The organism is Mucilaginibacter metallidurans, from assembly GCF_003286435.2.
In the GTDB taxonomy this organism is placed as follows: domain Bacteria; phylum Bacteroidota; class Bacteroidia; order Sphingobacteriales; family Sphingobacteriaceae; genus Mucilaginibacter; species Mucilaginibacter gossypii.
Map to the genome: position 1 here is coordinate 725,773 of NZ_CP043449.1, position 13,812 is coordinate 739,584.

Annotated in this window: 9 protein-coding genes; 6 read left to right on the forward strand and 3 right to left on the reverse strand. The window is 43.4% G+C overall.

From position 1 onward, the window contains the following. The first annotated feature begins 211 nt into the window (after positions 1 to 211). From DIU38_RS03235 to DIU38_RS03245, 3 genes are all read left to right on the forward strand, one after another. The gene (locus tag DIU38_RS03235) at positions 212 to 643 is read left to right on the forward strand and encodes a helix-turn-helix domain-containing protein (RefSeq protein ID WP_112654476.1); all 432 of its coding nucleotides are present in this window, start codon (positions 212 to 214) and stop codon (positions 641 to 643) included. A 1,088-nt stretch (positions 644 to 1,731) separates the two neighbouring features. Beyond that, complete coding sequence (locus DIU38_RS03240) at positions 1,732 to 2,886, forward strand: PAS domain-containing sensor histidine kinase (RefSeq protein ID WP_112654490.1); 1,155 nt, start codon at positions 1,732 to 1,734, stop codon at positions 2,884 to 2,886. After that, entirely contained in the window at positions 2,883 to 3,257 is a 375-nt protein-coding gene (locus tag DIU38_RS03245) for a response regulator transcription factor (RefSeq protein WP_112654475.1), read from the forward strand. Before DIU38_RS03240 ends, DIU38_RS03245 begins: the two co-directional genes overlap by 4 nt. A 773-nt stretch (positions 3,258 to 4,030) precedes the next feature. On the opposite strand, the gene DIU38_RS03250 is transcribed toward DIU38_RS03245, so the two are convergent. Continuing rightward, a complete protein-coding gene (locus DIU38_RS03250; RefSeq protein WP_112654474.1) occupies positions 4,031 to 4,885 on the reverse strand; it encodes a nucleotidyl transferase AbiEii/AbiGii toxin family protein in 855 nt (284 codons plus the stop codon). After that, the gene (locus DIU38_RS03255) at positions 4,882 to 5,496 is read right to left on the reverse strand and encodes a type IV toxin-antitoxin system AbiEi family antitoxin domain-containing protein (protein WP_243770828.1); all 615 of its coding nucleotides are present in this window, start codon (positions 5,494 to 5,496) and stop codon (positions 4,882 to 4,884) included. The genes DIU38_RS03250 and DIU38_RS03255 overlap by 4 nt, the downstream gene beginning before the upstream one ends. Positions 5,497 to 6,175: 679 nt before the next feature. Here DIU38_RS03255 and DIU38_RS03260 point away from each other — a divergent pair. After that, positions 6,176 to 6,631: a GNAT family N-acetyltransferase gene (locus DIU38_RS03260; protein WP_112654471.1), complete on the forward strand. Its 456-nt coding sequence runs from the start codon at positions 6,176 to 6,178 to the stop codon at positions 6,629 to 6,631. Positions 6,632 to 6,703: 72 nt separating this feature from the next. On the opposite strand, the gene DIU38_RS03265 is transcribed toward DIU38_RS03260, so the two are convergent. Then, positions 6,704 to 6,985 carry a hypothetical protein gene (locus DIU38_RS03265; protein ID WP_146750419.1) on the reverse strand — a complete coding sequence of 94 codons (282 nt, stop codon included), beginning with the start codon at positions 6,983 to 6,985 and terminating at the stop codon, positions 6,704 to 6,706. Positions 6,986 to 7,895: 910 nt separating this feature from the next. Here DIU38_RS03265 and DIU38_RS03270 point away from each other — a divergent pair. Together DIU38_RS03270 and DIU38_RS03275 are read left to right on the forward strand one after the other, a co-directional pair. After that, positions 7,896 to 9,086: a GAF domain-containing sensor histidine kinase gene (locus tag DIU38_RS03270; RefSeq protein WP_112654468.1), complete on the forward strand. Its 1,191-nt coding sequence runs from the start codon at positions 7,896 to 7,898 to the stop codon at positions 9,084 to 9,086. Positions 9,087 to 10,486: 1,400 nt separating this feature from the next. Further along, on the forward strand, positions 10,487 to 13,801 hold the full coding sequence (locus DIU38_RS03275) for a SusC/RagA family TonB-linked outer membrane protein (RefSeq protein WP_112654467.1): 3,315 nt from the start codon (positions 10,487 to 10,489) through the stop codon (positions 13,799 to 13,801). The last annotated feature ends 11 nt before the right edge of the window (positions 13,802 to 13,812 follow it).

Sequence of the window (13,812 nt, forward strand, 5' to 3'; positions counted from 1 at the left end):
TGAGGGATTGTTTATAATTTTTAAATCAATAGGAAATACCATACGTTATAATTAACTTTATTTATAATCAGAAGCCATTATTTAACCTGAGCTCGAATGCCGAGAAGAAGAAGAAGCTAAAATACTAGATGGGATTAGGATTTTAGGAAGAATAGTTCTACTACTGAACCGTGTCCAGTAGTAGTTTTTTAGCTTATTAACTTACAATGAAATGGCAAAATTCTTAAAAGCTGAAATTGCTGCTATTGCAACAACTGAAAAAAATCCAGAGCGACACCGCGGTAGAACTGTAGAGTACGTAGTCCGGCGAAGTCCTTTAGGAATAAGTGAAATTTCACGCAGAATCGGAATCAGCCGGAGGTCATTGTATAATTGGTTTGAAAACGAAAAGCTCGATATAAACCAGATAACCCAGGTTGGAGCTGCAATCAATTACGATTTCTCGAAAGATTTTCCTGTTGAAATATATGAAACGGAGCTATCGCTCAATGAATACCTGGAAGTTGCGCCGAGCCCGGCAAACGGCGAAATTAGCCCTGTTTATTACTGGATGGAAAAATACATACACCTCCTGGAAGAATTTAACAAAAGGCTGCACTTAAAGGGGCGAGATACGTCTTCCGGGATATCGTCGAATGAATGAAATCTCAATAGCAAATGGTGCCGTCCTGCATTTCGCCAAGTGCCTGCGGAACTTGTGAAAAAATTGCAGATTATGCCTGGTTGCCCCGTCATCAACGCCCCCCACCATGCCGACCCGATCGAAAATATTCTGTTCGCTTACGGCGGGGTAGCTCACGATTTACGGGATTAGGCAATTTACTTATTTATTCCCGGAGCTAAAGAATGCCGGGCATTACAGCAGGACTGATTTTAAGGGCCCAAACCAAAAACTGTAGTATAATCTGTTCGATTACAGGTTGCAGGCGCAGCGATTTTGGTAAATTGCTTCCCAGCGTTTAACACTCCCAGAAAAGTTCCGTCGCGATACAAAATCATCAACATGAACGACCTTAATTTATTCCCCGGCAGTAATTGCAGTCCTGTTACTGAAAGCTTGCTCGGCCTGTCAATTTTAAAAAATCCAAAGTAATAAGGGCAGTATCAATATATACCACTCATTTGCCTGCCTGCCCGTGCCGGATAGCTCCTGCTATTGCCATGAGATGCTGACGGGAAGAACAAGGTAGCGCTGACCGCCGGGCTGGAAAAGCGCTGGATCGCGCTTCAGACAAATTGTCCGGGCCTGTAAATTCTTTATTCAATGCAGCTGAGGGATCGGGTATGGGTTGCAATTATGCCGCTTGTGTTTATGCCCGGGGATCGTTTATCACCGGCTTGGCCGGGACTGGTACGCCCGCTATTTTTGCTTTAGATATGTCACTCCATTTTGGGTTGTATTGGCAGCAGTAACACAGGGTTGCATTTTAAAAAGGGCAAGCAGATCGTTAACCTGATCGGGCGCGGGGCTATTAAGGCGTCCAGTTCATTATATGTGTGATATCAGCGTCTGTATCGCTGCCCAGGCCATTTGCTGTTATTTCGAAACCAGCAGAATACCTATGCTCATCTTAAACCCGCGGCCCTTGCGCGGTAATTTTTTTATAAATGACAATTATGGATACAATCGTCTTTTCTGCTGCTATCTTTTATTTTACAACTTATAGAAATATAATGTTTAGCTTTACTAGGCGCCAATCGAAAAACGATTGTTGTGTAAATCCCCGTGAAATGAATGGGCAAGAAACGATATCGCCTGCAATTAAAGCAGGATTCAAGGCAATGTTTCAATATGTCACGATGGGTGTCCTGGTCATCAGCGGCGATGGAAGGATAGCTTTGGCAAATCCCTGGGCAAAAAAGCTGTTTGGTTATCAAAAGGAAGCGCTAAACGGTCAATTGGTAGAAATGCTGATTCCGGATGGCTTCGGTAAGAACCATGTTAAACACCGGGAAGGTTATTTTAAGCGGCGAAGGGCCCGGTCGATGGGATACGGACTCAGCATGTCTGGCCGGAGAAAAGACGGTAAAGAACTCCCGTTGGAGATCAGTCTTGGGCATTACCTGCCAGGAGAGGGGCAACTGGCGCTAATTTTTATTACCGATATTACAGAGCGGACACGGTCCAGTGAAGAATTCGATGCGAAAGTCCGCGAACGGACCCTGGAACTAACGCAATCACTGGCCAGGGAAAAAGGTTTGAACGAAATGAAATCCCGCTTTGTGGCCATGGCTTCTCATGAATTTCGTACCCCGCTAAGCGCCATACTGTCCAGCTTATCGCTGGCTGAATCCTATCGTAAAATTGATGAGGAAGAAAAAAGGTATAGGCATATCCAGCGGATCAGGGCATCGGTAAAAAACCTTACCGGCATCCTTGATGAGTTTCTTTCGCTTGACAAAGTCGAGCAGGGCAAAGTGGAATTGTTGAAGGAGGATTTTGACTTATGTGCTTTCGCCGAAGATATGATTGAAGAGGTCAACGGTATGCTGAAAGCAGGGCAGCATATTGATTTTGACTATAAAGGACAGCGCGGTATTTTCCAGGATAAAAAGATTCTGAGAAATATCTTTCTCAATTTACTCACCAATGCCATTAAATATTCTGCTGAAAAGCAGGCTGTGCATTTAGACATCAATGCTGGGAAAAAGCGAGCAGTCATTGAAGTACGCGATGAAGGTATCGGGATTCCGGCTGACGAACAAAAAAAAATATTCACTAAATTCTACAGAGCCAGAAATGCGACTAATATTCAGGGGACCGGCCTCGGCTTAAATATTGTTAAACGTTACGTCGATCTATTGGATGGAAGTATCAACTTTCTGAGTTTAGCGGGGCAGGGAACGACGTTTACTATTGAACTTCCATTAGATCAAGGCTTATGAGAACGATATTGTTGATAGAGGATAATGATGATATCCGTGAAAATACCTGCGAGCTGCTGGAGTTGGAAGGCTACAAGGTTATATCGGCGCTAAATGGTGAAAGGGGTATGTTGCTGGCCGCCCAGCGTCTGCCGGACCTGATACTTTGTGATATCATGATGCCTGGCCCGGATGGCTATGAAGTTTTCAATGGACTCCATGCTAATCCTTTGACCGCGAATATTCCCTTCATTTTTTTAACAGCCAGCGCGGAAACAAAGGAAGTCGCGGCTGGACTGAAAATGGGTGCCTGCGGATACATTCGTAAGCCTTTCGGACCGGAAGAGCTTTTCGAGGCGATCAACCTGTGTTTTGATGGGCCGGCTGTTTGACAAACACAAAGAACCCTCCATAAAAACTTTAGTCACCCAAACGACCGCGGATAGCTTGCTGGCATTAACGCTGGCTATCATATGACTTTTGCCGCCACTAAAGCTAATAGCACCTAAGCCTGCTCCGTTAGATGCCAACATAATAGAATACCTCAAATTTTTTGCGGCTATCTTGGTGGCCTTAAACATTCTAAGTATTACGCTATTAATGGTTGCAAGCGAATTTATACTGATTCCGGTTGTCTGAGCTTCGCTCTTGAGCGCCATTCCTTTTTTTAATTGCAAGTTTTGGTTATTTTTCTCCAACAGAGACAGCAATTTTTGATTCGAATGCGATTGGTTGAATAAATAGCCGGATGATATTTACCTGCCATTAGAAATATATTATAATTATCACCTTCTTTTGTAGTCCGGTATAAACCATATTATCGTTTTCTCGTTTGTTTCGACCACGGTCTGGATATTACGGCCGGCCTGACCATATTATTCCGCGCTTTTTAGAGCAACGAATTGTGTTAATGAATTTAAATTTAACAAGCTACGTGAAGAAAATAGCATGGTCAGCGTGTAACGGAATGCCTGCCTGTTTTTCGGAATGAATTGGTCAACGGTTTCAGAATATCCACCTGCTGGTACTGATTTTTCCAGTTTGTACGGTAAAAACGTCAACTGGTCGGATCATATTCCTTAAAGACCAGCTGACATCCCATGTCTTTAAGTTACCTAAAATCCAACCTGAAACAAAAAAAACGTCTTATGAGACAACCTCTATATCATTCTTCAAACTTCAAATTCGCAATGAGGTCGCTGAAGTATTTCGGCCCCCAGATTTCTAAAACCCTGTCATCTGCAATGAAGCGTACCACGTCATCCTTAACCCTATCGAAATCCACGCTGTTGATCTTGTCCCGTAAGCGTTGCAGAAACTGTTCTTTGGTGATCGTTTCTTCGGTCCAGTCGCCGCTGTCCTTCGCTCGCAAAAGGAAGTGCCCCAGGTCAAGTTTTACACCTTTACGGATATACCATTCCAGGTCGTACCAATCCCTGCCTTTGACCCGGTTCTGCCATTTGCGGAACAACAGCGCATGCATCTTTCCTGCAAAAAGGCTCGGCAAGGTAAAGGTTTTCGCATAAAATGAAAACGGCCGGGTCAGCAGCTTTTCTTCCGTCTGAAAGCCGAGCGGTGGCTCGGTATCCACCTCGATTTTTATCTTCAGGTTCGGTATCATCTTCAGGCCGGTCTGCGGTACCACACCTTCCAGCACCAGCTCTTTCCAAATGGTATCGGATTTTAAAAAAGCCGATTCGACGTTGGACCGCTTCGCCTTAACCTTTTCATTGATGCTGACCTGTACGCCGAGCGCTTCGAACTCCGCCTTAATGGCATCGAAATAAGGCTCCAGTGAAAATTCAGGATCGGCAGCCAGCAGCGAAAAGTCCAGGTCTTCCGAATAACGGTTAAGCCCGTAGAAGATGCGGAGTGCCGTGCCGCCATAGAAAGCGGCTTTTTCAAAAAAGCCTGCGCGGCTGAGCCCGGCTAACGCGATCTCCTGCATGATCTCGCGCATGGCGTCAAATGCCTCCTGCTGATTCTGCGCGTTATATGCTTTTAACCAATCTGCTATCATATCGTATTTAATGCCTTTGTTAACATCTTTAAACTATCCCGCTTGGGCGCATCGGGAATCCAGGATGCCAGCATTTGGTTATTCAATCCCCTCAGGCGATCCTCATCGATACGCAGGTCTTCGGTCAAAAAGGAAATTACCTGCGCCGGGCTGCGGAGCTGGATGCCTGGTGTCATCACAATCTTATCGCAGATTGCCTTTTCCGGTGAAGCGATCAACACTACCTGCTTTTCCGATAAGCTTGCATTCTTGATCCCAAAAGTATAGTATGGCAGAGCTGCATGCCGGTAAGTAAACCTCCCAGCCTTTGTGCGGTATTTCCTGGATAGCTTCGTGGTGACGGAGCTGATCTCGTACACCTTTTCTGGTATGAAGCCCCAATAAGACAGTGCGGTTTCAAATGAAACGTAACTGGGCCCCCAAAGATGATTGGCGATCAGCATGGGTTCCGGCTTGGCAATCCTGCTCTTCCGGCCCGGGATGTACAGGCCATTCTTCACGCTGGTCAGTTCTTCGCTCTTCAGCAATTCACCGATCTTGTCATTTGGTCGCTTGTAATCCTTTAGTAAGGCGAGCATCAGTTGCCGGGTAAGCGGTTCCTCTGCGTACATTTCCAATTGTTCCTGAAAATTCATCATGTGAAATTATGAATAAAAAATCGGATTTATTCCGTTTTTCTATAAATTATTTTACAAATAATGTAAAATTATAATGAAGTAATCGGTATTTATCCGATTTAATATAAGCTATTTTACATGTTATTAAGTTGGCGACCCTGTGCCGCAATATCGCCCGAGCCTTCTCCTTTGTTAATTATTGTTGGCAGCACCTGTTGAATAAATTGGATCAAGCTTTCTTTGGTCATTAGAGAGTTACACTGGCCCTACGAAGATAAGCATTCCCGCAATGTGCCTGTCACTTCTTTTACCAGCCATGCGCTGACCCTGTTTATCTCGACCATCCGACCTAAATTGTTTGGATCCGGCCAAGCTTTCAAAATCGCAGTTTGTCTAAAAAAGTTTGGAGAAAAAAACTATTAGTAAGTTTGTACTAACGGTTGGTTTTAACTAACTATGTAAATTATGATCAGGCATTGAATGCTTTAGGCGACCCAACCCGGAGGGCTATTTTTGGGAAACTGACAAAAGGACCATTATCGGTGGTGCATATCGCAGACGGAAAGCCGATCCGGCCTTCGATCAAAAAATTGTTTAACTATTTCATATCATACCCGTACTCACTCAGTAATGGTATCCGAGAACGTACGGAAGAATCAGCGTTCTACAAGAAATGACCCTATTAACGAAAGACACGCAAATCATCGTGGTTAACGATGACAACTTTAAACTGGTGCGCGAACTGCTGGCGCCATCGATAAAGGAAGGTTATGCATTTGTACAAAAGACCATGGAGGAATGGGAAAACGGTGCCAGCCGCTTTAACAGACCCGGGGAACAATTATATGGTTTGCTCCGAGCCGGCCAATTGACGGGTATAGGCGGACTGAGTTACGACCCTTATATTGAAAACCCGAACGTTGGACGGGTCAGGCATTTGTATATCCGGCAGGAACACCGCCGGAAAGGCTATGGTAGAATTCTTATGGAAAATATCATTCATCATGCGCGCCAACACTTTATCACCTTAAGACTATTCACTGATAATCCCGACGCTTATTTATTCTACGAAACTTTAGGGTTCATGCGAACTAACAGCTACAAAGTAAGCCACATCCTTCATTTATAACTGTCATAATGCCGCAGGTTGGGCGAAGGATATCAGCACCAATTCCACAAGGTTAAATGATTTTTGATGTTTTTATCGATTGAGCAGCCATCCCTTGGCTTTTTGTATATCATCAAAAAAGGCAACTTGTACAGCATCGTATTCCGATGGCAGGCTCTTGCCGGCCGCAATCCTACTGAAGGTGCTGGGTGAATAGATCCAGGCGAATTTCTTTAGACCGGCTTTGGCCATTGCCGGAAACCAAACTTCTGCACCCCAGTCGGATGCTTCCGACCAGTTACCTTTGACCAGGGTATTATTGTTCAACACCGGCGAGCAGCGGTTCTTTTCATCAGGTCGAGCATGATTTCGCACCCTTTGACTACAGAGTCATAGTTTTGATAGCCTCTCCAATCCACGTCAAGGTAATGACCATCGGGCTGATAGCGAATGGAAATAAAACTGCCCTCATAATAGGTTTGTTGATCCGTCGAGATGTCTGTGAACAAAAAAAAAGAGGCCTGAAATTGTTCGTACACCAAGCTTGGCGTTTTTGATAAAAGCGCATCGTCAGAAGGTTAAAGGTTACGGGAAGATACGAAAAACATTACAAAATACTCAAAGACAAGCTTTTATTGTAACATGGCTATCCGGAATCGGATTACGGATACAAGGAAAAAAATTACTCACGCATAAAATTGAATTCTTGAAAGGTTATCCATGTATAAACATAACCAGGCTGAAGTTAGCATTCACAAAAAAAACACGCTTCCAACGAAGCGTGGCTGAAATTTTGTTATTTAATACCCCTATTAAAATAACAATGAAATTAAAAGTAAAAATCCTCAGTAAAGTTTCCAAATAGTAATATGAAAAATACAAAAGCCCGTCGGGGGACAGGCTTGGGTAGAGTAAGGAGCTATAAGGGTATTAATATGCTAAGTGATGGCTTAACAAATATAAATTAATAAGATAGAAATTAATGGGCACAATAAATTAAAAAAATGTAACAGCTTTGTTGGATCGTTGAAAATTCATGAATTTGCCCCTTATAGTACCGCTCCGATATACTTTTATCAGCTAACATCGTTTTGGGATTTCATCCCTAAAGAAATGACTCAGCTTTCCGGGAGATAAATAATAAAACAATTTGAAACCTGCTTCGCGGTACGCTAACCGGTTGCAGGCTTTTGTTTTATAAATAACAACCGGTCAACGTTATCAAAATAATAAGACGGTTTCTCTAAAAATAAGATAAATTAGCTTTCAGGAAACTTATTGCCTTATGGATAATGTTTACGGAATAAACCTGATACCTGATAATGACGCTGAACGCGTCGCCGCGCTGGATCGTTACCAGATCCTCCATTCACAAAAAGAGAAAGCTTTCGACAGCATCTGTGAACTGGCCTGCGACCTGTTTGACTGCCCGATCAGCCACATTTCTTTTTTGAATGCCGATACCGAATTCATTAAAGCTGAAGTGGGCCTGAACGGCCTTCAGTACGTAAGCCGGGGTGTCGGCTTCTGCGCTGTCGCTATCCTTGAGCCGGAACTGCTGCTGGTAGAGGATACCCGTAAGCACGAACTTTTTGCCAACCACCCCTATGTAAAAGATTTTCTGAAGATCCGGTTTTACGCGGGTGCTCCCATCGTAACGCCTGACGGTTACATCATCGGCACGATGTGCCTGATCGATACGGAACCGCGCAAACTGAATGAAAAAGAACAAAGACTTTTGAAAAAGCTTGCCGATGTGGCGATGGAACAAACGGAACTCCGGCAGCACAACCTTTCGCTGCTCCAGGAAAGGGAGGAGTTTATCGCCATCGCAAGCCATGAGCTGCGGACGCCCGTTACCGCCCTGAAAGCTGCGGTACAGGTCTTGCATACGCACCAGGGTAATGAAATGCCCCCTTTACAGCACAATATGATCGAACAGGCGAACAGGAGCGTGAACAAGCTCACTTACCTGGTCAACGATCTTTTTGACGCGAGCCGCCTTGCCGCCCGGAAATACACCCTGGAAAAAACCGTTTTCCGCCTGGGGGCGCTCATGAAGGACTGCTTCGACTTCCTCCGGGTACCGGGCAAACCAGAACTGCTCATGGAAGGCGACCTGTCCGCCGAAGTATATGCGGACGAAAAAAAGATAGAACAGGTACTGGTAAACCTTGTGGAAAACGCGGTGAAGTATGCGCCGGATACGGGTACCATTCAGGTCCGCGCGGAACACATGGAAAATGTTATCCGGATCAGCGTAAAAGACAAGGGACCCGGTATCCGGCCGGACCAGCTGCCACATATCTTCAAACGCTACTTCCGTACAAAAAACGGTGCCTTACAGACCGGCCTCGGTCTGGGCCTTTATATCTGCGCTGAGATTATCAAGCAGCATGGCGGCGAGATCGGGGTGGAGAGTGAGCCCGGAAAAGGCAGTACATTTTGGTTTACGCTGCCGGTAAACGGTACTTAGTACCATGTAAATTATTCTACACTACATAATTAAATTTGACGAACGCAGTTAATCGGGGGAAACAGGGGGATAAAGCAATAGCCAACAATGGTGCGGTGAAAACACCGACCACGAGCTAAGAGAACATTGATTTTGTAATCCAATATCATCACTGCTCAATTGAGTATTAGATGTTCGACTATAGTCAAAACCAAATCAAGCACTGCATACAACAACCACAACCATATCTTTGCTACAGAAACCAATTGCAGTAATGCGCTGTATTTACCTTGGTGCTGCATACTCATTTGATAAGATGATTGTGTGCTATGCACCACGACGCAATACGGCGAAGTATTTCGATTACCGCACCAATGACAAGCAATCCTCCAAAAATTGACTGCAATCAATACTCATAACGTCAGTCTTGAACGGGCATAATCAACTTTTTGGTTCCTGCGAGGTGAAGTCGACATTACTCCTGTTAAAGTGGATATTCCGGAAGTCTTGACCTTAATTATCCTTGGATTTTAATATTTTTGTTGAATTATCGAAACGATTCGAGAGTATGGTTTTCAAATATACCCTTATTCAATAGACATGCCGAAGAATAAGACCAAGGTTTCCATACGGCCATAATTCTCTGGGGAGCTGATTTGGGATTTATCCATAACGTTAAAAACCGCATTGTTTTATTCAAATGGTTTGAAATTAGTCCTGTTTGAGTTAATAGAAATAGTGCTCATAGTGGAGTCGCCCCCTTCTATTCCGTATGTAAATCATTTAAATAAAGTCTTGAGTTGCCTCAATAAATGGTTCGAATTATATCCAGTCTGGGGAGCCAAAAGGGCAAGCACGGAAATCCGGTCGCTTGCCCTTCTTTTTTACCACCAATCTGCTGTTGATCAAGCTATTTAATTGAATAATTCGATGCGATCTGGTTTTCTTTTTTTCAGTACGTATTTCACCTGAAGTTCTCCTGGTTGTTAAAGTTTATATCTAAGCTTATCGCAGATAAGGAAAGTCATCTTCCCGGCAGATACCCGAATGTGCTTACCGACCAATACCATTTGCTATCCAAATAGATCAAGGTTCCTGCGATTTCATTCATTGATAGTTTTTTTGGTGAAGACGACCAAATAGGGTTTAGCTAAGAAAAAAGGCATTTACAATAGCCATTTTTGAATTTTCGCCCCATTTCATTAAAATAATACCCCCTCCAAACAGGTCATTTAAGTCAGTTTTGTTTAACCAAAAATAAATGAACCATGAAAGAAATGATAATTCATTGACCTGCCTCATGATCTTGCTTATTGACTACATGCTATACCAAATAGCGTTACCGGATCAATAAGTGCCTGATCTCCATTTTATTTTAAGCAATCACAATAAATAAAACAACCAAATCAAAATGAATCAAAATGGATAAAATTTACTTATGCAGTTATTTTAAAGTAAGTATTGCAAAAAAGGGCTTTAAACAAGCCCTGGGAATTTTAGCAATACTCCTTTTGCTTATTCCTAATGCCTATTCGCAAATTGGAAAGATCACCGGTACAGTAAAGGACGCTAAAGGCCTTAACATACCTGGGGTAAGTGTTAGGGTAAAGGGAACAGCTAACGGTGCCATCACCGATAGTAAGGGAACTTATAGTTTAAATATACCCAACAGCAATGCCGTATTGGTATTTTCCTGTATAGGTTTTGTAACTAAGGAACAAACAGCCGGCAATGCTTCGGTAGTTGATATTATTCTTACCGAGCAAAACACGAGCCTTAACGATGTCGTAGTTGTAGGTTACGGAACACAGAAAAAAGTAAATGTTGTTGGCTCGGTAGCTACCATCAGTGCAAAAGACCTGGAAAACCGCCCTGTAACCAACGTTTCATCGGCATTAACCGGTTTAAGCTCAGGTGTGTCGGTGATGCAAAGTTCAGGAAAGCCAGGCGCCGATGGTGCAACCATCCGCATCAGGGGTTTGGGTACGTTAAACAACAACAACGCGCTGGTAGTGATTGATGGGATCCAGGGCACGCTTGATGCTGTAAACCCCGACGACATTGAAAGTATTTCAATATTGAAAGATGCTGCTGCGGCCTCTATATATGGCTCGCTGGCCGCAAATGGTGTTATTTTGGTAACCACTAAAAAAGGGAGTAAAAACAAAACCACCATTACTTACAGTGGTATAGCATCTAAAACCAATCCTACTAATATGCCCTCGTTTGTAACTGACTATGTAAAGCATATGCAGTTGGTAAATGAAGGCTATAGAAACCTTGGCCAAACACCGGTTTATACCGATGCAACCATAGCCCTGTGGCAAAAAGCCGACGCAGATCCTAATGGGTTAAATACTATCGGCGTGCCTAATTATATTGCTTATCCTAATACAAACTGGGCGAAAACCATATTTCAGAACAATGTACTGCAAGACCATAACATTGCTTTGAATGGCGGTAATGAAACCACACAGTACTTGCTATCGGCCGGATATAATGGCAACCCGGGCACCATGCAAAATACCGGGTCGAACAAATACCAGTTCAGGGCGAACCTGCAAACAAAGGCTACCAAGTTTTTAACTGTCGGTACGCAGACATTTGCATCGTTACAAAGCTATGGGTTGGCCAGTACAAGCAATGCCTTTAATTATTTAAGGCAAACCACACCCGGCGTATATCCATATTATAATGGTAAATATGGTTTCCCATCTGCACCTGAAGAATCATCAACAGCCAATAACATCCTCACCTATTTAAACAGCACCGGTGGCAGGGATCAGGAATCGAGGTTTAACAGTACCATTTTTGCGAATGTTAATTTGTACAAAGGTCTGGTGCTCGAAACAAAATTCAACTATCAAACGCGTTTTGAGGAGAACAATTCCTACACCATTCCATTAGAGCGATGGGATTTTTCAACCAACACTTTAAAATCGGCAGCAACGGCCCCGGCGCAGTTGAGCACCTATTACGATTTTAATAAAAACTACCTGCTTACCTGGGATGCTGTTTTAAGGTATAATACCACCATCGCCAAAGATCATAATATTGGCATATTGGGCGGTTTCGACCAGTACTATTATAACTACTATTATTTTGATGCCACCAAGTTAGGCCTTATCGACCCTACAATAACTACTTTAAGCTCGGCTACAACACCAACGGCTGCCACAGGTGATGCATATGATTATTCGCTGAGATCTTTCTTTGGCCGGTTGAACTATGATTACAAACAGCGTTATTTATTGGAGGCTGTGTTCAGGTATGATGGTTCATCAAAATTTGCACCTGCAAACCGCTGGGGCTTTTTCCCTGCCTTTGCTGCGGGATGGAGAATTTCTGAAGAGCCTTTCATGCAAAACCTAAATAATTATGTAGGCAATTTAAAATTGAGGGCTTCATGGGGCCAAACCGGTAATAACGTGCTAAACTCTTCGGCTTCCTTAGGCAATTATGATTACATGGCTACCTATGGTACAACAGCCTATTCATTTAACGGAGCGGCTGTAACCGGTTTGATCCAGTCAAAAACAGCTAATCAAAATTTAAAGTGGGAAACTACAACCACTACCAATATCGGTTTGGATGGATCGCTGTTTAAAGGCAAAATGAATTTTGAGATAGATGCCTATCGCAAATATACCAGCGGCATTTTATTTACGCCGACAGTGCCATTAACAGTAGGTACAGCAACGGCTGCAACGCAAAACATTGCCGAAATATCAAACCGCGGTATCGAGGTAACATTAGGTTACCATGGCAAGGCCGGTGATTTAAGCTTCAACGTATCGGGCAATTTTGCTTACAACTTTAACCGGGTTGAAAAGTACAAAGGCACTTTACAGGAAGGGTATGCAACTGATGCAACAGGTGCTTCGGTGTATTCATCAAATATCGGGCAGGTATCAAGCGGTGGCACAACAAGGGTGATACAGGGACATTTGATCAACGAGTATTACCTGTACCCGGTGTATAAAGGCAATGGCAACTATTTTAATGCCGATGGAACCGTGAACAAAAACGGTGGCCCTAAAGATGGCATGATCCGGACTGCGCAAGATATGGCATGGCTGCAAGGCATGATAGATGCAGGCTTTAAATTTCAGCCGGGTAATGGCATCGGCAAAACCAAGATCTATTATGGCGATTTAATTTATGGCGATACCAATAACGATGGTATTTATGGCAATAGCTACGATGCGCAACTGACAAAAAAATCGTCAGTGCCGAAGTACAACGCAGGTTTGCAGTTCAATGTAGCTTACAAAGGCTTTGATTGTTCTATGATATGGGCGGGCAGTTTTGGCATGTACTATTACTGGAATGATACCGGTTACAATAACTCTATTGTGTCATTGGGTAATGCTGTTAGCACTTTGATAGCAGACAATCACTACTATTATAATGATGCCAATCCTTCCGATCCGGCGAACAACACAGGCGCGCATTATCCAAGGTTAAAAAACACATCTGATGTGCAGAATGCTGCGGTTGCCAGTGATTTCTACTTGTATAACGCGTCGTATGTGAAACTTAAAAACGTTCAGCTAGGCTATACCATTCCTAAAAGGATCTCGGAGAAATGGGCTTTAACTAAAATAAGGATCTATGTAGCTGCCGAAAATTTGCTGACCATTACCAAGTACCCAGGCCTTGATCCGGAAATAGGGGCAAATGTGGGCTACCCTACCATGCGTCAATATTCAGTTGGTTTAAACGCTACTTTTTAAAGAGAAAAAAT